The sequence below is a fragment of the Rhodoglobus galactosidasius genome, assembly GCF_054957775.1.
Map to the genome: position 1 here is coordinate 214883 of NZ_JBQIAV010000001.1, position 20738 is coordinate 235620.

General features: G+C 60.2%; 14 protein-coding genes and 3 pseudogenes. 9 read left to right on the plus strand and 8 right to left on the minus strand.

The genetic code is table 11. The features are described from left to right. Positions 1 to 3 precede the first annotated feature (3 nt). Both ACTJJW_RS01155 and ACTJJW_RS01160 read right to left on the minus strand, forming a co-directional pair. Positions 4 to 1671: a GspE/PulE family protein gene (locus tag ACTJJW_RS01155; RefSeq protein ID WP_462642139.1), complete on the minus strand. Its 1668-nt coding sequence runs from the start codon at positions 1669 to 1671 to the stop codon at positions 4 to 6. Between the two features lie 194 nt (positions 1672 to 1865). Then, positions 1866 to 2435: pseudogene (locus ACTJJW_RS01160) on the minus strand (hypothetical protein); the annotation flags it as partial. A gap of 338 nt (positions 2436 to 2773) precedes the next feature. On the opposite strand from ACTJJW_RS01160, the gene ACTJJW_RS01165 reads away from it, so the two are divergent. Both ACTJJW_RS01165 and ACTJJW_RS01170 read left to right on the plus strand, forming a co-directional pair. Further along, on the plus strand, positions 2774 to 3352 hold the full coding sequence (locus ACTJJW_RS01165) for a WxL domain-containing protein (protein ID WP_462642140.1): 579 nt from the start codon (positions 2774 to 2776) through the stop codon (positions 3350 to 3352). Between the two features lie 195 nt (positions 3353 to 3547). After that, the gene (locus tag ACTJJW_RS01170; protein ID WP_462642141.1) at positions 3548 to 4591 is read left to right on the plus strand and encodes a WxL protein peptidoglycan domain-containing protein; all 1044 of its coding nucleotides are present in this window, start codon (positions 3548 to 3550) and stop codon (positions 4589 to 4591) included. A gap of 554 nt (positions 4592 to 5145) precedes the next feature. On the opposite strand, the pseudogene ACTJJW_RS01175 reads toward ACTJJW_RS01170, so the two are convergent. The 4 genes and pseudogenes from ACTJJW_RS01175 to speB all read right to left on the minus strand — a co-directional run. After that, positions 5146 to 5346, minus strand: a pseudogene (locus tag ACTJJW_RS01175) (IS30 family transposase); the annotation flags it as partial. 149 nt (positions 5347 to 5495) lie between these two features. Then, a complete protein-coding gene (locus ACTJJW_RS01180; protein ID WP_462642142.1) occupies positions 5496 to 9377 on the minus strand; it encodes a DNA-directed RNA polymerase subunit beta' in 3882 nt (1293 codons plus the stop codon). A 44-nt stretch (positions 9378 to 9421) separates the two neighbouring features. Then, positions 9422 to 12946, minus strand: coding sequence for a DNA-directed RNA polymerase subunit beta (rpoB, locus tag ACTJJW_RS01185; RefSeq protein ID WP_462642143.1), 3525 nt, complete (start codon positions 12944 to 12946; stop codon positions 9422 to 9424). A gap of 211 nt (positions 12947 to 13157) precedes the next feature. Next, a complete protein-coding gene (gene speB / locus ACTJJW_RS01190; protein WP_462642144.1) occupies positions 13158 to 14171 on the minus strand; it encodes an agmatinase in 1014 nt (337 codons plus the stop codon). 91 nt (positions 14172 to 14262) lie between these two features. Between speB and ACTJJW_RS01195 the strand changes: the two genes are divergently transcribed. The 3 genes from ACTJJW_RS01195 to ACTJJW_RS01205 are packed head-to-tail and all read left to right on the plus strand — an operon-like array spanning position 14263 to position 16276. Continuing rightward, complete coding sequence (locus ACTJJW_RS01195) at positions 14263 to 15129, plus strand: spermidine synthase (RefSeq protein ID WP_462642145.1); 867 nt, start codon at positions 14263 to 14265, stop codon at positions 15127 to 15129. 24 nt (positions 15130 to 15153) lie between these two features. Further along, complete coding sequence (locus ACTJJW_RS01200; protein ID WP_462642146.1) at positions 15154 to 15615, plus strand: SprT-like domain-containing protein; 462 nt, start codon at positions 15154 to 15156, stop codon at positions 15613 to 15615. Between the two features lie 40 nt (positions 15616 to 15655). Then, positions 15656 to 16276 carry a CGNR zinc finger domain-containing protein gene (locus ACTJJW_RS01205; RefSeq protein WP_462642147.1) on the plus strand — a complete coding sequence of 207 codons (621 nt, stop codon included), beginning with the start codon at positions 15656 to 15658 and terminating at the stop codon, positions 16274 to 16276. 110 nt (positions 16277 to 16386) lie between these two features. On the opposite strand, the gene ACTJJW_RS01210 is transcribed toward ACTJJW_RS01205, so the two are convergent. Beyond that, positions 16387 to 16689 (minus strand): DUF427 domain-containing protein, encoded by a 303-nt coding sequence (locus ACTJJW_RS01210; protein WP_462642148.1) that lies wholly within the window; start codon positions 16687 to 16689, stop codon positions 16387 to 16389. Positions 16690 to 16741: 52 nt separating this feature from the next. Further along, entirely contained in the window at positions 16742 to 17263 is a 522-nt protein-coding gene (locus ACTJJW_RS01215; RefSeq protein ID WP_462642149.1) for a hypothetical protein, read from the minus strand. 72 nt (positions 17264 to 17335) lie between these two features. Between ACTJJW_RS01215 and ACTJJW_RS01220 the strand changes: the two genes are divergently transcribed. From ACTJJW_RS01220 to ACTJJW_RS01235, 4 genes and pseudogenes are all read left to right on the plus strand, one after another. Continuing rightward, positions 17336 to 17836: a hypothetical protein gene (locus ACTJJW_RS01220; RefSeq protein ID WP_462642150.1), complete on the plus strand. Its 501-nt coding sequence runs from the start codon at positions 17336 to 17338 to the stop codon at positions 17834 to 17836. A 62-nt stretch (positions 17837 to 17898) separates the two neighbouring features. Continuing rightward, a complete protein-coding gene (locus tag ACTJJW_RS01225; RefSeq protein WP_462642151.1) occupies positions 17899 to 18873 on the plus strand; it encodes a DNA topoisomerase IB in 975 nt (324 codons plus the stop codon). A 139-nt stretch (positions 18874 to 19012) separates the two neighbouring features. Further along, positions 19013 to 19912 (plus strand): annotated as a pseudogene (gene ligD / locus ACTJJW_RS01230) (non-homologous end-joining DNA ligase); the annotation flags it as partial. A 58-nt stretch (positions 19913 to 19970) separates the two neighbouring features. Continuing rightward, positions 19971 to 20600: a DUF1684 domain-containing protein gene (locus tag ACTJJW_RS01235; RefSeq protein WP_462642152.1), complete on the plus strand. Its 630-nt coding sequence runs from the start codon at positions 19971 to 19973 to the stop codon at positions 20598 to 20600. Positions 20601 to 20738 lie beyond the last annotated feature (138 nt).

The following is a 20738-nucleotide window of genomic DNA, read 5'->3' on the forward strand; positions in this document are numbered from 1 at the left end:
GGGTTACACCACAACTCTCAGGATTTCTTCGACGGCGGTATGGCCAAGCAGTGCCTTGGTCCAGCCGTCCTGACGCAGGGTGGCCATACCCTGCGCGACGGCGACTTTCGTGATCTCTGCACTGGATGCCCGGCCGACGGCCAAGCGTTCGATCTCCTCGGTGACCGCCATCACTTCGTGTAGGGCGATTCGGCCGCGGAAACCGGTTTTGGAACAGTGGGTGCATCCGACCGGCTGGTACAGGGTCGGGGCGGGTTGGGACGGGTCGATGAAGAAGCCGAGCGCGGCGAGGCCCTCGACCGTGCTCTCGTACGGCAGCTTGCAGCGGTCGCAGAGCCGGCGCGCGAGGCGCTGGGCGACGACGCTGTCGAGGGCGGACCCGACCAGGAATGGTTCGATGTTCATCTCGATCAGGCGCGTGATCGCGGCCGGCGCGTTGTTGGTGTGCAGCGTGGAGAGCACGAGGTGCCCGGTGAGCGACGCTTCGATGGCGATCTGCGCCGTCTCCTGGTCGCGGATCTCACCGATCAGCACGACGTCCGGGTCGGAACGCAGGATCGAGCGCAGTGCGCTGGCGAAGGTGAGGCCGGCCTTCGGGTTCACCTGCACCTGGTTGATTCCGGCCATCCGGTACTCCACCGGGTCCTCGACGGTGATGACGTTGACCTCGGGTTTCGCGACCGCGTGGAGGGTCGTGTACAGGGTCGTCGACTTGCCAGAACCAGTCGGGCCGGTCACCAGAATCATGCCGTTCGGCTTGGTGAACGACCGGCGGTAGATGGCCAGGTTGTTGTCCAGCATATTCAGGTCGGTGAGGCTGAGCGTCGTGTTCGAGTTGTCGAGGATACGCATGACGACCTTCTCGCCCCACACGGTGGGAAGAGTGGCGACACGGAGGTCGATCTGGCGGCCTCCGTGAGTCACCGAAAGGCGGCCATCCTGTGGCTTGCGGCGCTCGGCAATGTCAATGTCGCTCATGATCTTCAGCCGGGAGATGACACCATTCTGGATGGCTTTCGGCGCGCGCTGCATCTCGTGCAGGACACCGTCGATGCGGTAGCGGACGCCCATGTCGTACTGGCCGGGCTCGATGTGGATATCTGATGCCTTGTCCTGGATGCCCTGGCTGATCAGCAAGTTCACGAACCGCACGATGGGGGCGTCGTCGATGCCGGGCTCGGTTTCGGCGAGCGTCAGCTCCTGGCCGCTGCTCTCCTCCTCCAGGACGGATGTCAGGGAGCTCAGCTCCCCATCCGCGCGGTGGTAACGGTCGATGGCGGCCAGCAGGTCGTTGCGTTCGGCCACCACCAGGGTCACCTGCATGCGCACCGCGGCGCGCACATCGTCGACGGCGAACACGTTGCCGGGGTCGACGACCGCGAGCGTGAGGGTGTTGCCGATGGATGCGATCGGGAGCACCTCGTGACGGCGGCACATGGCGGCGGGCACCATCGAGACGGAGACACGGTCCACCGGATATTCGGTCAACTCGATGAAGGGGAGGCCCTGCTGCGCGGCCTTGGCCGAAGCGTAATCGGTAGCGGAAATCGTTCCGTTCTCGACTAGCTGCCTGACCGACTCTTCGTCGCCCCTCCAGCCGTCGACAATGCTGTCCATCGCCGTAATGGGCATGGCTCCGCGGATGATGAGAATCTCGGTTAGAGATGACAATGCCGCCCCCTGCTAGTAGTGCCCCCGGTACATCTCAGGCAATAGCAGGTTCGGATCCTGGAAACTACTCCCTGAATCTGCAAAGTTACCTTAGCTTTGCCCCCATTGCCATACCCAGTATCAGGGGTATGGGCTCGCGACACACCGTGATTCCCAAGAAGTGCTAGATATGGCCCTGAGGCTTCGAATTTACCCTAGTTCTGGTGGCTAGCAAGGAGGGGAAGCCAGATAGACAAGCAGAAACGGGTATGGCCCCCCACCGGGGTGAAGGGCCATAGCTGTTGTGGTTCAGCGCTGATCGAGCTTGTCGATCTGATCCGCGTGCGGGGCTTGAAGTCGCCCGAAGTAAAGCTGTCGAAATCGTCAAAGCTCAAGTCGCTCTCACTGAGGCTTGCATCATCAGCGAAGATGCGGTTGGGGTAACGTTCGGCTTTCGCCTCTTCCGTTGCCTTGCCCTCGGTAAGTACCGAGCGGTTGAGGTCGTTGTACTTGGAACGATCAACGAGCTCACCAGGAAGCAGCCCGGTGTCACCGTGGTCAACAACAGTCACCTTGCGGAGCATCTGCCGAACGATGACCTCAATGTGCTTATCGTGAATCGGCACACCCTGCGAGCGATAAACGCCCTGAACACCATCGACGAGGTGCTGCTGCACGGCACGGACACCACGGACTCGAAGAACTTCCTTCGGGTCAACGTTTCCCACGTGAAGCTGCTTGCCGAGTTCTACGTGCTCGCCATCCTCAAAGAGAGGGTCCTCGCGGTAACTTTGTCGGTGGACGTCTGACTTATTCCGCCCGTTGTTTGTCCGGCTCACATCGGACAGCGTCCTTCGCCGGGGAAAAGCGGGGTGGGGGTAGGCGCCCCGTTCTGGGGCTCCCCACGCCCCACACTGCACTGTTAGCTTGAACTCTTGCGGTCGTTGGCATGGCGGTTCTCAACGTCAGTCGAAAAAGGCACAAACGCCGCCCCGACTTCGTCGGTCGGTTATGCATCACCCTCCGTCTCCGGATTCGGCGATTCGATCTGCACCAGGTGCCTGTCGTTTCAGTCTCATAAGTCACCAACAAGCAATTCAAACAAATAATAAGGAGCATTACCGTGCGTAAAATTTCCAAGGTTGCTGGCGTTGTCGCTGCCTCCGCTCTCCTACTCACAGTCGGACTCACACCAGCCATGGCGGACGTGGTCGATTCCACCATCTCCGGTGGCGCTCTGACTTCCACCACGGCTGGTGTCACGCTGAGCGGCGTGACGCTTGACGGATCCAACACGCAGGCCGCTACGGGTTCCTCCGCACAGTGGAGCATCAAAGACGCCCGCGGTACCGGCGCGGCTTGGACCCTGTCCGTCAGTGCCACGGTCCCCACGAGCGCGGCAGGAACCGCCGAAACAGTCGCCCGAACCATTCCGGTCGGCAATCTGAAAATCACCCCGGGCACGATCACCCCGGGCACGGGCGCTGACCCCGCTACTGGAATCACCGCACCTGCCCTGACGATGCTCACAACATCCCAGGCACTGGTGGCGGCAGCGGGCCCGAACAAGGGGACCTACACGCTGACCCCCTCGTTCAGCCTCGCCATCCCCGCCAATGCCTTCCGGTCCAACTACTCCGGCGCCGTCGGCACGACCACGTTGAACCCGTACGTGACCACCGTCACGTACACCATCGGCTAACAGCGAACGTGTTGAGCAGCCCGCCGGCCGTGCCCACCAGAGGCGCCGACCGGCGGGCTGCACCTCCAACGTCATTGGAAGCCCGGCTGGCACCCTGATTTCTGGCCAGACGACACGGCACTCTCAGCTTGACACCTCATTTTTTGACACCTCGACCCATCCGGGACCACCCGGTGAACTTCTCAAGGATTCTCTGTGACCATTCCTCGCGCCCGGCCGCACCGATCTCTACGTATTGCCGTGACGGTAGGCGTGCTGGCTCTTGCTTTGCTCGCCACCGCCGGACCCGCAGCGGCGGTCGAAAACGGAACCCTGGGAATCCGGCCGTCGAACGAGTCAGAGTTCTTCCACCTTTCTCTCTACCCGGGCGCAGCCACCGATGCCACAGCAATCGTCAGCAACCAAACCGATACCCCGGTGACTCTGCTCACCTATCCGGTAGACGGCCAAAGCAGCCCCCAGGGAACCTTCTCCTTCGCCTCCCAAACAGATCCTCGGGCAGGCGTTGGGGCCTGGGTGAAGTTGGACACCGCTCAGATCACGGTGCCCGCGAACTCGGACTTGAAGGTTCCCTTCCGACTCAGTGTGCCCGCCAATACCCCACCGGGCGACTACGCCGGCGGTTTGATCATCCAAAGCCCACCGGTGGAGGGCGAAACCTCCATAGTCGGCGGTGACACCGCTGTGCGCGTGGACGTCATCCAGCGCCAAGGGGTACGGATCTACCTCAACGTCGCAGGCACAGCGCTCAAGTCATTGGAGCTTGGAGACCTGAGCTGGAAGCAAACAGCGGACAGCGTCACATTCACCCTGCCACTGCGCAATACCGGGAACACCATCCTGCATCCGACCGGCACAGTTGATCTCAGCGGCTGGGTAGGAGCAAACACCGAACTTAACTTCGACCCACCCGAGAGCATCCTCCCCGGGGAAAGTCTCGACCTGCAAGCCCGCCTAGCCCAGGCGCCCCCCATCCAGGCCGGCACCGCAAAGGCAACGATCACCTCCGAGGCAGGCACCGACCACGCGCAGACCAGCGTTATCTATGCCCCCTGGCTGCTCCTCGGGATCGGTCTACTCCTGCTCGCGGTTGTCATCTATGGAGCCTGGCGTGCTGCCCGCTTTGTTCGCCGCGCCCGACGCGCGATCACTCAAGTTGCCCGCGCTGGGCCGAGCGGCGGAGCGCCCACAAACGCTGTGTTACCCAGCGGCCGTGCCCGACACCGCCACGACGCATAGCGCGGAGGGCCTACTTCTCCCTCCTCCAGGCCATTCTGCCGGGAGGGCGTTTTCTAGCGAACGTCGCAACACTCGATCAAATGTGGGCTATTTCTTTGAGCCTATCGAAGTGCCGCTGGGCTGGTTCCCAGCTGCATGATTCGCGCGGCCGCGCGTTGATCTTTGCAGCGACTTCCGCCAGTCGTTCTGGACTGTGGAGGTCCAAGTTGGTTCCCTTGGGGTGACTGGCGCCCGCAGCGCCGCGAGTTTCTGCCCGCGGGGATCGACAGCGACGGCTGTCCAGCTCTCCTTGTGCGGGTCAATACCAATAATCGTCGACGACATCACATGCCCTCCAGCTCAGTTCATTCGATGGAATTGGCGGAGGGCAAACCAGCTTCCAGAACATGTCCAAGCCTCTCTCAAGCCACGCCGCCAGGAGATCGTGGCCGGCCCGCACGCCCTAAGAAAGCCAGACCAGAAGATGGTCGACAGGAAATACTCGAGCGAGACCAGCCACGATCTGAGAATCATAGGCTGCAGACCCACGATTCCTACCCCCATTCAACAAGCTGGAAATACTGGCGGGTTAACCCGTCGGCGTTCTCGTTTGAGCCTCGCTGCCAGGGCGAATGCGGGTCGCAGAAGTAGACCGGGATGCTTGTTTCATCCTGAAACTGCCGATACTCGGCCATCTCCGCTCCCTGATCCCAGGTCAGTGATTTGCGCAGATGCGGCGGCAGGGGCGACATGGCGTTACCTACCTGTGTGCGCACGGTGCATCTCGGGCTGGCCGGGAAAGTCGATGAGCGCCGTCAGTGGCCGATAGCGACGATTACGCGCGAATCAAGATTGACGAAGGGCCCCTCGTCGCGATGACGAGGGGCCCTTCGGTGGTATCACCCGAAGGTGACGCCGAGACTACTTAGTTGTAGGTTCCCGGTGTTGAGTCGTTTGAGCTGAAGCTGTCGAAGTCGACAAAGCTCAAGTCGCTCTCACTGAGGCTTGCATCATCAGCGAAGATGCGGTTGGGATAACGTTCGGCTTTCGCCTCTTCCGTTGCCTCGACCGATACATCGCGGTAGCGCGGCAATCCCGTACCAGCCGGGATGAGCTTACCGATGATGACGTTCTCCTTGAGCCCCATAAGCGGATCGGACTTGCCCTCCATTGCCGCCTGCGTAAGAACGCGGGTGGTCTCCTGGAACGACGCGGCCGACAGCCACGACTCGGTTGCCAGCGAAGCCTTGGTGATTCCCAAGATCTCCTGACGCGCGGATGCCGTTGCCTTGCCCTCGGTGAGTACCGACCGGTTGAGGTCGTTGTACTTGGAACGATCAACGAGCTCACCAGGAAGCAGCCCGGTGTCACCGTGGTCAACAACAGTCACCTTGCGGAGCATCTGCCGAACGATGACCTCAATGTGCTTATCGTGAATCGGTACACCCTGCGAGCGATAAACGCCCTGAACACCATCGACGAGGTGCTGCTGCACGGCACGGACACCACGGACTCGAAGAACTTCCTTCGGGTCAACGTTTCCCACGTGAAGCTGCTTGCCGAGTTCTACGTGCTCGCCATCCTCAATCAGGAGGGTCGCACGACGCAGGATCGGGTAAGCGATGGGCTCGTCGCCATTGTCTGGCGTGAGGATCAGCTTGCGACTGCGGTCGGTGTCTTCGATCGTGACGCGACCAGCGGCTTCTGCAATGGGGCTTGCACCCTTAGGGGTACGAGCTTCGAAGAGTTCCGTAACGCGGGGAAGACCCTGCGTAATGTCGTCTGCCGAAGCAACACCACCAGTGTGGAAGGTACGCATGGTCAGCTGGGTACCGGGCTCACCGATCGACTGTGCGGCGATAATTCCGACCGCCTCACCGATGTCAACGAGAAGCCCGGTAGCGAGTGAGCGGCCGTAGCAGACTGCGCACACACCAACAGCGGACTCACACGTCAGCACCGAACGAACCTTGATGCTGTGAACTCCGGCAGCAACCAGCTTCTCGAGCAGAACGTCTCCGACGTCGGCACCAGCCGAGGCAACAACAGTGCCCTTGTCGTTGGTGGCGTCTGCAGCGAGGCTGCGTGCGTAGACCGAGTTCTCGACGTTGTCGTCAAGAATCCACTTGCCATCAGCGTCCTGCGCTGCGATGGGCATGTCGAGTCCCTTGCCGGTGCCACAGTCGTTTTCACGAATGATGACATCCTGCGATACGTCAACAAGTCGACGCGTGAGGTAACCAGAGTCTGCGGTACGCAGTGCGGTGTCAGCCAAGCCCTTACGAGCACCGTGAGTCGAGATGAAGTACTCGGCTACGGTCAGGCCTTCCTTGTAGGAGTGGACGATCGGGCGAGGAATGATCTCACCCTTCGGGTTCGATACCAGACCACGCATACCGGCGATCTGACGAACCTGCATCCAGTTACCACGAGCACCAGACGACACCATGCGGTTGATGTTGTTGTCTGTGCGGAAGTTCGACTGCATGGCAGTGGCAACTTCTGCGGTTGCCTTGTTCCAGATCTCGATGAGCTCTTGGCGACGCTCGGCGTCGGTCGTAAGCCCCTTCTCGAACTGGCCCTGAACCTTAGAAGCCAACTTCTCGTAGCGTCCGATGATTTCCGGCTTGTTCGGCGGCGTCACGATGTCAGACAGCGCAACGGTTACACCTGAACGGGTAGCCCAGTGGAAACCAGCATCCTTGATCGCGTCGAGGGCTGCAGCAACCTGCACCTTCTCGTAGCGTTCAGCAAGGTCGTTGACGATTGCCGAAATCTGGCCCTTGTCAGCAAGCGACTCGATGTACGGGTAGTCCGCGGGGAGAGCCTCGTTGAAGAGGGCACGACCGAGGGTCGTCTCCATGAGCTTGGACTGTCCCTGAACGAAGCCCTCAGGGGCATCTTCTTCAGAGAGGTACACGTTGTCGAGACGCAGACGCACCTTGGCGTTGAGGTCGAGCGAGTGCTGATCGAACGCGAGGATCGCTTCAGCAACCGACGAGAACGCACGGCCTTCGCCAGCAACATCTTCCTTCAGCGTCGTCAAGTGGTGCAGACCGATGATCATGTCCTGTGTAGGAAGTGTCACTGGGCGGCCGTCAGACGGCTTGAGGATGTTGTTGCTTGCGAGCATCAGGATGCGAGCTTCAGCCTGTGCTTCGACCGACAACGGAAGGTGAACAGCCATCTGGTCACCATCGAAGTCAGCGTTGAACGCAGCACAGACGAGAGGGTGAAGCTGAATAGCCTTACCCTCAACGAGCTGAGGTTCGAATGCCTGGATGCCCAAACGGTGCAGGGTAGGTGCACGGTTCAGCAGCACAGGGCGCTCACGAATGATCTCCTCGAGCACATCCCATACCTGCGGACGTGCACGCTCAACCATGCGCTTGGCACTCTTGATGTTCTGTGCGTGGCTCAAGTCGATCAGGCGCTTGATAACAAACGGCTTGAAGAGTTCAAGAGCCATCTGCTTAGGCAGACCACACTGGTGCAGCTTGAGCTGCGGGCCAACGATGATCACTGAACGACCGGAGTAGTCAACGCGCTTTCCGAGTAGGTTCTGGCGGAAACGACCCTGCTTACCCTTGAGCATGTCACTCAAGGACTTGAGAGCACGGTTGCCGGTACCGGTAACGGGGCGACCACGACGACCGTTGTCGAACAGTGCATCAACGGCCTCCTGAAGCATGCGCTTCTCGTTGTTGACGATGATCTCGGGAGCACCAAGGTCAAGGAGACGACGCAGACGGTTGTTGCGGTTGATCACACGACGGTAGAGGTCGTTGAGGTCGGAGGTCGCAAAGCGGCCACCATCCAACTGAACCATCGGGCGCAGCTCCGGAGGAATAACCGGAACAACGTCGAGCACCATCGCTGCCGGCGAGTTGCCGGTCTGCAGGAAGGAATTGACTACGCGCAGTCGCTTGATTGCGCGGATCTTCTTCTGACCCTTGCCGTTGGCGATCTGATCGTGCAGTTCAACACTCTCAAGTGCGAGGTCGAATGCCTGAAGGCGCTTCTTGATTGCTTCAGCACCCATGAATGCCTCGAAGTAGCTTCCGAAACGATCCTGCAGCTCTTGGAAGACGGAATCCTCAGGCTTGAGGTCACCAATCTTGAGGCTGCGGAAGTCGTCCCAGACGCGCTCGAGCTGTGAGATCTGCTCGTCGATGGACTTGCGCAGCTGGCTCATCTCTTTTTCAGCTGCATCCTTGACGCGACGCTTCTGGTCGGCCTTGGCGCCCTCTTCTTCCAGAGCGGCGAGGTCTTCCTCGAACTTGGTCAAGCGGTCGGCGATACGGGAATCGCGCTGGCCTTCAAGCGTCTTGATTTCGAGACGGATCTCGTTCTCAAGCGCAGGCATGTCAGCGTGACGGCCCTCTTCGTCAACCGAAATGATCATGTATGCAGCGAAGTAGATGACCTTTTCGAGGTCCTTCGGCGCCATGTCAAGCAGATAACCGAGACGGCTGGGAACACCCTTGAAGTACCAGATGTGGGTAACCGGAGCGGCGAGCTCAATGTGGCCCATGCGCTCACGGCGCACAGCCGACTTGGTTACTTCAACACCACAGCGCTCACAAACGATGCCCTTAAAGCGGACACGCTTGTACTTGCCACAGGAGCACTCCCAGTCACGGGAAGGTCCGAAGATCTGTTCACCGAACAGACCATCCTTCTCCGGCTTGAGTGTGCGGTAGTTAATGGTCTCTGGCTTCTTAACCTCACCGTGCGACCAGCGACGAATGTCGTCGGCGGTAGCGAGACCGATTTTGATTTCATCAAACGCGTGAACGTCGAGCAATTTATCTTCTCTCTTCGAAAGTTGTGCAGTCGTATTCGGTCGGGTTAAATCTCGTCAACAGACGAGGACTCGAACCGCGCTGAAATGTTGATGCCCAACTCTTCTGCCGCACGGAAGGCTTCGTCGTCCGTGTCGCGGAGGTTGACCGTTGAACCGTCGGCCGAAAGAACTTCGACATTGAGGCACAGCGACTGCATTTCCTTGATGAGCACCTTGAAGCTCTCGGGGATACCGGGCTCCTGGATGTTCTCGCCCTTAACAATGGCTTCGTATACCTTGACGCGGCCGAGGATGTCATCCGACTTGATCGTCAGAAGCTCCTGCAGTGCGTATGCGGCACCGTATGCCTCAAGTGCCCACACTTCCATCTCACCGAAGCGCTGTCCACCGAACTGCGCCTTACCACCCAACGGCTGCTGGGTGATCATCGAGTATGGACCCGTCGAACGAGCGTGGATCTTGTCGTCAACGAGGTGGTGCAGCTTGAGGATATACATGTAACCGACCGAAACGGGAGCCGGGAACGGCTCTCCCGAACGACCATCGAACAGCGGGGTCTTGCCCGAGGAGTCGATGAGTCGAACGCCGTCACGAGTGGGGGTCGTGGAGTCAAGCAGACCCGCGATCTCCTCTTCGTACGCACCGTCGAATACCGGGGTAGCAACCTTGGTGCCTGGCTCGGCGCTGAAGGCCTGCTCGGGCAGCGAACGTGCCCACTCCGGCTTTCCTTCAACTTCCCAACCCTGCTTCGCAACCCAACCGAGGTGCGTTTCGAGTACCTGACCGAAGTTCATTCGACCGGGGATACCCAGCGGGTTCAGGATGATGTCAACCGGGGTTCCATCTGCGAGGAACGGCATGTCTTCGACAGGCAGAATCTTCGAGATAACACCCTTGTTGCCGTGACGACCAGCGAGCTTGTCACCTTCGGTGATCTTGCGCTTCTGGGCGATGTACACAACAACACGCTGGTTAACGCCAGAGCCGAGCTCGTCATCGTTGTCTGCGGAGAACTCCTTGACAGCAATGATCGTTCCGGCTTCACCGTGGGGAACCTTCAGCGAGGTGTCGCGAACTTCGCGGCTCTTCTCGTTGAAGATGGCGCGCAGCAGGCGTTCTTCAGCCGAAAGCTCGGTCTCGCCCTTAGGCGTTACCTTGCCAACGAGGATGTCGCCTGGACGAACCTCTGCACCGATGCGGATGATTCCACGCTCGTCGAGGTCAGCCAAGATTTCTGGGCTAACGTTCGGCAGGTCGCGCGTGATCTCTTCTTTACCGAGCTTGGTGTCGCGAGCATCCACTTCATATTCTTCGATGTGGATTGACGACAGTACGTCGTCCTTCACCAGGTTCTGGCTCAGGATGATCGCGTCCTCGAAGTTGTGACCCTCCCACGGCATGAATGCCACGAGGAGGTTCTTTCCGAGTGCGAGCTCGCCGTTCTCGGTCGCGGGGCCATCAGCAATAACCTGACCCTCTTCGACGCGTTCTCCGGCGCTGACGATGACGCGGTGGTTGTAGCTCGTGCCCTGGTTGGAGCGGTCGAACTTGCGCAGGAAGTATTCCTGCGTTCCTCCCTCATCCAGCTGAACAACAACGACGTCGGCCGAAACCTCGGAAACAACACCAGCCTTGAGCGTGGTGACAACGTCACCGGCGTCAATTGCGGCGAAGCCTTCCATACCGGTTCCCACAAGCGGGCTCTCGCTGCGCAGCAGCGGGACAGCCTGACGCTGCATGTTGGCACCCATAAGTGCGCGGTTTGCATCGTCGTGCTCGAGGAACGGAATGAGCGAGGTAGCTACCGACACCATCTGGCGCGGCGAAACATCCATGTAGGCGATGTCTTCTACGGGAACGAGGTCAACCTCGCCACCCTTCTTACGCGCAAGAACGCGGGGCTCAGCGAACTTCATGTCCTTGGTGAGCGGTGCGTTTGCCTGCGCAACGATGAAGTCATCTTCTTCGCTTGCAGTCAAGTAATCGATCGTGGTCGAAACGGTACCCTTAATGAGGCGACGGTACGGGGTCTCGATGAAACCGAATGCGTTAATCCGGGCGAACGATGCGAGCGAACCAATCAGACCAATGTTGGGGCCTTCAGGAGTCTCAATCGGGCACATACGGCCGTAGTGAGAGGGGTGAACGTCTCGAACCTCAACGCCTGCGCGCTCACGGCTCAAACCACCTGGGCCCAGCGCCGAAAGGCGACGCTTGTGGGTCAGTCCCGCGAGCGGGTTGTTCTGATCCATGAACTGCGAGAGCTGCGAAGTACCGAAGAACTCCTTGATCGCGGCGACGACGGGGCGCACGTTGATCAGGGTCTGCGGGGTGATCGCTTCGATGTCCTGCGTGGTCATGCGCTCGCGAACAACACGCTCCATACGGCTGAGGCCGGTACGAACCTGGTTCTGGATGAGCTCACCCACGGCGCGGATACGACGGTTGCCGAAGTGGTCGATGTCGTCAACGTCGAGACGAACATCCACCTTCTTGCCGTCGCGGACACCCTTGATGCTGGCCACTCCGCTGTCGCTTACCGCAACGTTGGGAGCCGAGTTGTCGTGAAGCGAAACCATGTACTTGATGGTCGCGATGATGTCTTCAACGGTGAGCACCGACTCTTTAATGTCAGTGTCGAGACCGAGCTTGCGGTTGATCTTGTAGCGACCAACCTTTGCGAGGTCGTAGCGCTTGGAGTTGAAGTAGAAGTTGTCGAGAAGCGCGCGTGCGGCTTCGGCAGCAACCTGCTCGCCTGGACGCAGCTTGCGGTAGATGTCCTTGAGCGCCTCTTCCTTGGTGAGGATGTTGTCTTTCTCCAAGGTTGCTTCGATCGACGGGAAGCCCTTGAACTCCTCGAGGATCTCTTCGCTCGACAGGCCGAGGGCCTTGAGGAAGACGGTGACCGACTGCTTGCGCTTGCGGTCGATACGGACGCCGACCTGGTCGCGCTTGTCGATCTCGAACTCAAGCCAAGCGCCACGGCTCGGGATGATGCGAGCCGAGTAAATGTCTTTGTCGCTGAGCTTTTCGGGCTGGCGGTCAAAGTACACACCGGGCGAACGCACCAGCTGCGATACAACGACGCGCTCGGTTCCGTTGATGATGAAGGTACCGCGGGCGGTCATGAGCGGGAAGTCACCCATGAACACGGTCTGAGTCTTGATCTCACCGGTGAGGTGGTTCATGAACTCGGCGTTCACATAGAGAGGTGCAGCAAATGTCTTGCCGCGCTCCTTGCACTCGTCAATCGAGTACTTGGGCTCTTCGAGCTCAGGTTCGGTGAACGACAACTGCATCGTCTCGCCGAGGTCTTCGATCGGCGAAATCTCTTCAAAGATTTCGTCGAGACCACTGCGTGTCGGCAGATCAGTGCGACCGGCAGCAACGCCGTCAGTTACACGCTGCTTCCAGATGTCGTTTCCGACGAGCCAGTCAAAGCTCTCGGTCTGCAATGCGAGCAGATCGGGAACCGTTAGCGTGTCAGTGATTTTTGCGAAAGAAAGCCGCGAAGCTGAGCGGCCGTTTTTCGGGGACTTATTGGTGGACGCATCGCGCGCAGCAGCCAAGGAACAACCTCCGTGAACCCCGTCGGGTTCGTCTGTCAAGATAATTGACGGTCGGTAATGAAATGCTCACCAGAAACACCCCGCCGCTATACTCGGGGCACCCAGCTGTCCGCAATATGACTGCTTAAATTGTCTGGGAGCGCAAGGATCTACTATAAGCCCGATTGCCGCGCCGTGTCCAGCTGATTCTTGACCAAATTCGTGATTTCGGCTAGGGGTTTGCTGTGAGTCCTGCAGCACGCTTCTTTGCGGCCAGCGCACCGAACGCTTCCCAGATCAACCGGTGGGCATTATTCACCGTGATATCGGCGTGGTCATACGCCGGAGCGACCTCCATGATGTCGAAACCAACGACATCCGTTTCGAGCACAATTTGGCGCACTATGCGCAGCAAATCAATGGGTGCGAAGCCGCCGGGCTCTGGCGTTCCGGTTGCTGGGGCGAAGCCGGGGTCGAGCACATCGATGTCGATCGAGATGTAGACCTTGGATGCTCGAGCCTTCGCCGCGGCAATGACATCAGGGATCACAGCCTTCACTCCGCGCTCCCAAAACTCTTGCATCATGAAGTGCTTGAGGCCGTTGTCCCGCATCCACTGCTGGTCTTCTTCGCCCGGCCAGTAACCGCGCAGTCCAACCTGCAAGAAGTTGGGCCCGGGAATCGCCCCAGACTCAATGAGCCGCCGCATGGGCGTGCCATGGCTAGCCAGATTGCCCTCGAGAATGTTTGCCGTGTCGGCATGGGCATCAAAGTGGATCATCACCACATTGCCGAAACCGTGGTGCTCAGCGACCGCGGTAGCCGCCGGCCACGTAATGGAGTGGTCGCCACCAATGATGAACGGAATGATTCCGCGACTGGCGACCTGCGAGACGCGCTCGTGAATGGCCACCTTCGACAGCTCCCACATTCCGTGACTCGTTACGGCATCCCCGTAGTCAATGACATCGAGGTGGTCGAAGATCTCGACGCCGAGATCGAGGTGATAGGTGCCGGGGTCGTAGGCGCTGGCCCGCAAAGCCCGAGGTCCGAAACGCGCTCCAGGCCGGTTAGTGGTGCTGTCATCCCACGGTGCACCCACGACGGCAACATCGGGCTTCCATGAGTCGAGCTGTTCTGGCTCGCTCAGCATCGGCCGCATACCGAAAGTGGCCGGCCCAACATAGGACTGCGCATTCAACTGCGCCCGCAGGTGAGGGGGAAGCTCACGGTTCACATCGACCATGCTTCACCGTATCCCCTCATCACTCGCACCTACGGGCGTGCCACACCGGCGTGCGACTCCGGGTGCACCGGACTGTGGCAAGGTCATTGACATGGCCGAGCATCCAACAATCACTTTGAAACTCAGCGGCCTCCCTGCCGAGATCGCACCCGATAGGTGGATGGACGGCGCATACACGCTCACTGTCGATGGCACACCGCAATCCCACGTGAACATGGATGACCCCAGCGAGCTGTTCTTTGAGTACGTGCAGCGCATGGGGCACGTGATCGACCAACTCACGGAATCGGGCGCACCCATCACCGCCGTTCACCTCGGCGGTGGCGCACTCACGCTTCCCCGCTACGTTGAGGCCACACGCCCAGGCTCGCGCCAACAGGTTGTCGAGCTGGAATCGGATCTCGTTGACTTTGTTCGCAAGGAACTTCCGTGGTCGAAGCAGGCATCCATTCGCGTTCGCCACGGCGATGCGCGTGAAGTGCTCGCAAAGTTCCCGCCGGGCTTGCGCGGCGCCGTCGACCTGCTCGTCGTCGACATCTTTAGTGGAGCTCGCACCCCAGCCCACGTAACGAGTCTCGAGTTCTACACAGAAGCAATGACTCTGCTTGCGCCGGAAGGCGTGATTGTGGTGAACGTCGCCGACGGACCCGGGCTCGCATTTGCTCGAAGCCAGGCGGCAACCCTCAAACACACGGTTGGCCATGTGGCTGCACTTGCTGAGACACAGATTCTTAAAGGTCGGCGATTCGGCAACATTGTGCTGGTGGGCTCACCCGCACCACTTCCCCTTCATTGGATGCCCCGCCTCTTGGCCGGCGGACCGCACCCGTCAAGAGTGGTTGCGGGGGTCGAGTTGCTCGACTTTATTGGCAGTTCTCCTGTCGTAACCGACGCAACTGCGGTCAAATCACCCCCTCCGGCGAAAAGTATTTTTCACGTGAAACCGGGGCGCGAGTAACTCGTTATCGATTAACCTCGATAGGTGGCTGAACTTTCCCGAGTGCGCGTGTGGGCTGATGCCCTGATCCGTTTGCACGTAAACAACGGCTGGGAGTTTGCGTTCGACAACGCCAAAACCCGGGCAGGCTTGTGCAATTACACGCACAAACGCATCTCCGTCTCGAAGTATCTGGCTGCACGCTATGAGGATGACGAGATCCATCAGGTACTGCTTCACGAAGTCGCGCACGCAATGGCCGGTCCTGGCGCGGGGCACGGAGCCGAGTGGAAGAAAGTCGCTCGCGAACTCGGGTACGAGGGCAAGCGACTACACGGCGGCGCAATCGCCGACGAATTCGCCCCCTGGGTGGGCACGTGTGCGGCAGGTCACCAGCACTACCGCTACCGCAAACCGACACGAACTCTCGCGTGTGGGCTCTGCTCGCGCCGCTTCGACACCGCTCACCGCATTGAGTGGGTGCGCCGAGCAGCGTCGCGCCCGTAAAACGGGTCACGGCAGCGCTGTAACCGGCGATAATGGTTAGGTGCAACATCCCGACACTCCTACTGTTACCAGCAGTTCTGGCTCAACCGGCCAATGGTTCACCTCACGCAGCTCACGCCAGTGGTGGTTTGACTCTGGCGCGCGCGCCCTCGACTTCGCCTATACCGGCGCAATGGGCAACAACCCTCTGTGGGAGAAATTGCACACCCCCAGCGATCTAGCCAGCTGGCTCGACGGGCGATTCGACGCATCCGATGGCACCGTAAGCGAGCGCGACCTGACCGACGCCCGAGGCTTGCGAGAAGCGATCGCCTCCATCGCATCCGCACTAAGTGTGAACGAGACACCCGACCCCAAACAGGTCGACGTAATAAACCTTTTTGCAGCAACGCCGGATGTCCCGCCCCGCCTAGCGGGAGGCGGCATGAAAGCGGGCCGCACCACCGTTCGCACCAGCCAAGCGCTCTCAACGATGGCCCGCGAGGCCGTGTTCCTGTTCGGCGTTGAGCAGCATGAACGGATTCGTGAGTGCGCCGCCGATGACTGCACTCTCGTCTTCTACGACGAATCCCGCTCAAACAACCGTCGTTGGTGCTCGATGCAGCGCTGCGGCAACCGCGCAAAAGTGCGCAGCCACCGTGCCCGAAATGCGGCGCGCTAGCTGCGCACGAGAAAATGTGCACAGTGAAAGGTGCCCGCTCGGCGTCACGCAGCTTCTAGTCACGCAGCTTCTAGTCACGCAGACGCTAGCGGTGCACAATCAGCCGTCGATTAGTCGACGAACTGAACCTCTTTCCAGAAGGTCACGTAGTTGGCGAAGTCCTTGCCAACACGCTCTGCAGCACCCGGAAGTGGGTTCGGGTAGCTGAATGCGCGGTCCTGGAATTTCTGGCCGTTAGCACTAACGACGAAGTACTGGCAGTCACCCTTCCACGGGCAGTGGTACGGGGTGGGGCTCTTCTCAAGCAGTTCGTGGTTCACGCTCGCCGGGGGGAAGTACCAGTTGCCCTCGATCTTGATGAGATCTTCTTGGGGTGCTGCTGCGATTACGGTGTCGCCGATTACTGCCTTCATAGTGTCCTCCATTGGGTGAGTGTTGTTCGTTCCAACGCCCAAGGAGCAAGCGTCATTCCCGAACGACCTCACAACTGGCTGCGGCGTTGCTGACAATCGCGGCCTCCAGCGAGGCGCGGCCCGCAGTGTTCGCGTGCTGCTGACCGGCAACACACGCCGACAACAAGTGGTCGTGAGCGGGCTTCAAGCCAGTGAAAGCGGCGACAGCGGATGCCGACTCTGGTGAAATGTAGTCGACCCCGGCATCCGCGAGCGCATCGATGATCGCGCCTGCCGCGAGGAGGTCATCGACCGTGAATCCGCCGTCCGGGTCGCCCGCCGCAATAACGGCGACGGTGAACCTGTCACCCTTGAGTTCCTGTTGGGCGATTACCCAGTCGGCGACGGCCGTGGCGGCCCCGGTTCCGGCGGCGAGAATGGAGAATGCTCCGGGCAGCTCGGGCACGGGCGTTGACCCGTCGGCGAGAGCATCCGCCCACACAACAACGTCAGCACCGAGGCTCAGTTCGAGCGCACGCTGGCGGCCGAACCCGAATCGCACTTGGTATTGGGGTTGGTTGCGGGGATCGTTCATTACACGAGGCTAAAGCCAACTGTCTTGATTCCTGCTCTGGATTACTGAATGTGACAGGCGCACACTGGGGGCATGCGCGTTCTATTGAAGCTCATATTGGACTGCGAACCGGATGATGCGTGGCGCGCGATTCGCAGCCCTGCGGTCTTTCAACAAGTGTCGCGGCCGTTCACACGATTCACGTCGCTCGAAGTCGGTGGCTTTCCGCAATTGTGGGAAGCGGGTGAGCATCCGGTGCGTGTGTCAGCGTTCGGCAGGTTCAGGCTCGGGCATCAGATCATCCGAGTGTCATTCGATGAGAGCGAACCGGGAACCCGCGTTATGCACGACACGGGCGAGGGGGTGAGCGGAGCACTCGCAACGATCACGACCTGGGAGCACTCGATGGCAGTCAGCGCAGCACCGGGTGACACAACGTTGTACCGCGATCAGCTCACATTTAGCGCCGGGATATTCACTCCCCTGCTCTGGCCGATGTATTGGGCGTTCTGGCAGTGGCGGGCCGCCTCACTGAAACGACTTGCGCCAACGTGGCGCACTTCCGCATCAACGAGAACTAACCTCAGTCTGTAAGGCTCGCGGCGCGGTTGTGCCACGAGCGTGAATTGAATCAGCCAGCGTGGAAGGAAGTCACGGTGCCCCGATTGCGTCGCAGTGATCCCTCAGGTCGTGGATATCACCGAGTGCGTTCCGGCCGAGGCTTTAGCTTTAGGGATCCGAGCGGCACTACAATTGCCGACCGCGAGCAGCGCGACCGATTCATGTCTCTCGGTATCCCACCAGCGTGGAGCGATGTGTGGATTGCTCCCTACGAGAATGGACACATTCAGGCCACGGGGCTCGATGATGCCGGTCGACGGCAGTACATCTACCATCCTGCCTGGCGTGAACGGCAAGATCGCGAAAAGTTTGATCGGGCTCTCGCGCTTGCTGCGACGCTGCCGTCGGCGCGCGCGATCGTCACTCGCACCCTCCGCAGCAGTGATGATGCTCGCGAACGTAGCCTCGCCGCCGCCTTTCGGATGCTCGACACCGGGTCACTGCGCATCGGTAGTGAACGCTACGCCGACGAAAACGGCAGCCGAGGATTATCGACGCTGCTCTGTAGCCACGCGCAAGTGCGGGGAGAGTGCGTGACCCTGTGCTTTCCGGCGAAGAGTGGTCAACTCTGGGAAAGCGAGATTGTGGATGCCGACCTTGCGACGTTTGTTCGCGGCAGGCTGCGCGCCGGCCCGCAGACTCCGCTGCTGTCGTGGAGCGAGGGTAGGCAGCGGCGCTCGCTGAGTGCATCCGACATCAATGACTATGTGCGGGAACGCACCGGCGGTGAGTTCACCGCGAAAGACTTTCGCACACTGCGGGGCACGGTGGCTGCCGCCAGTAGCCTCGCGGCGAGTGGCCCGGCGCGCACTCAGCGGGAGCGCGCGCGAGCAATTACAACCGCGATGGAAGCCGCAGCCGAAGTGCTGGGCAACACCCCGGCGATCGCCAAGAAAAGCTACGTTGACCCGCGGATCGTCGATGTGTACACCGCCGGGGCAACGATCGATGCTCGCCGGTTGGCTTCGGCCGAGACCGAGTTGAGGCTGCTCTTGGCACCCGACTCCTAGGTCGAGGTCGCGGTCGCAAGCAAGCAAGCAAGCAAGCAAGCAAGCAAGCAAGCAACAGCACTCTGACACCTAGCCGAGCATTTCGAGGGGCCGCCGGTTAGTTCTTGTTTGGTCCCGATTTTCGGCGCATGCTGATGGGATGGCTCAGACGAAGCAGGCCATCACGATTGACGGCCACCAACTCACGCTCACGAATCTCGACAAGGTGCTGTATCCCGAGACCGGCACGACAAAGGCCAATGTTCTTGAGTATTACGCCGCAATCGCCGACGTGCTTATCCCCCATGCGAGAGACCGTCCAGCCACGCGCAAGCGCTGGGTCGATGGGGTGGGCACCGCAAGCAAGCCCGGCAAGGTGTTCTTTCAGAAGAACCTCGAAAACTTTGCCCCGGAGTGGATCGCGCGGCGCACTATCAAGCACAAGGATCACTCCAACGAGTACCCGCTCGTGAACGATCTCGCAACGCTGACCTGGCTCGGGCAGGTCGCGGCGCTAGAGATTCATGTTCCGCAGTGGAAGTTCGGAAAGAACGGGCAACCCAAAAATCCGGATCGTCTGGTGCTCGATCTTGATCCCGGCGAGGGTGTGGGGCTGGCCGAGTGCGCCGAAGTTGCGCGTTACGCTCGCACGATTCTGAAAGACATGGGTCTCGACCCGATGCCGGTGACCAGCGGCAGCACAGGCATGCACCTCTATGCGGCGCTTGATGGTCGCTCAAACTCCACACAAGTCTCTGAGTTGGCTCATGAGTTGGCCCTGGTGCTTGAGGCCGACCATCCGCAGCTCATCGTCAGCGACATGAAGAAGTCGCTTCGTCAGGGAAAGGTCCTTATTGACTGGAGCCAGAACAGCTCGTCGAAAACCACGGTGACCCCCTATTCGTTGCGGGGCCGTTCTCGCCCGTTTGTGGCGACACCACGAACGTGGCGCGAACTCGCGTCGCCCGATCTTGAACAGTTGGACTACACGCAGGTGCTGGCCCGGATGAAGCGGCGCAAAGATCCCCTGCATGCGTTAGCTGACAACGAGCCTTCCCCACTCGCGGCCCCGCACCGAGCCTGAGTTAGCTGTCGGGCCGAGCAGCTAGCCTGAGCCTATGACCGCTCTTGAGGTCGCCGACTGGCGCCGACGTAACTTCGCTCTCTACTCGGCTGTTCGTTCGAACCCGGATGCCGCGAGCGCCCACGCCGACTGGCGTGCGGGGCGAGATGGGATGTTTGCCACGCATCCAGCCAGCCCGTTGTTGCCTGAGGACCTGCGCGATTTCAGCGGACTGCCGTTCAAGGAGTACGACCCCCAATGGCGGTTCGAGGCATCCATTATTCCGGGTGCAGGTCTTCCTGGCGAAGGGCGCCGCATGAATGTGGAGACGGGAACGGATGGCGTGGTGCCATTTGACCTGCTGGGCACGGTCACGATCGACCAGGTCGGCACTCTCGATGTGTGGCGACTGGCGTCGTATGGTGGCGGGATCTTCATTCCCGTGAAGGATGCTCTCTCGCGGGTTCCTGGCGGAACTTACGGTGGTGGCCGCTACCTCATCGACACCGTGAAGGGGGCCGACCTTGGAGCAGGCAGCGCGCCAGAGTCGCTCGTGCTCGACTTCAACTTTGCCTACAACCCGTCATGCGCCTACGACCCCGCTTGGGCGTGCCCTCTGGCGCAGGCGGGAAACACTCTGGCTGTGCAAGTGCCGGTAGGCGAGCGCTATGGGGCCTCTGCCTGATAGGCTGGCTTCACTTGCGAAACAATTATGTTTCCCTGCGTCGTAGAACGCTTCCCTCTTCTCGTCCACGTCAATCAGAAACGTGCGGCTCGTAGATAACTTTCTCCGGCGAACTGGAGTTATCCGCGCCGAACGAAA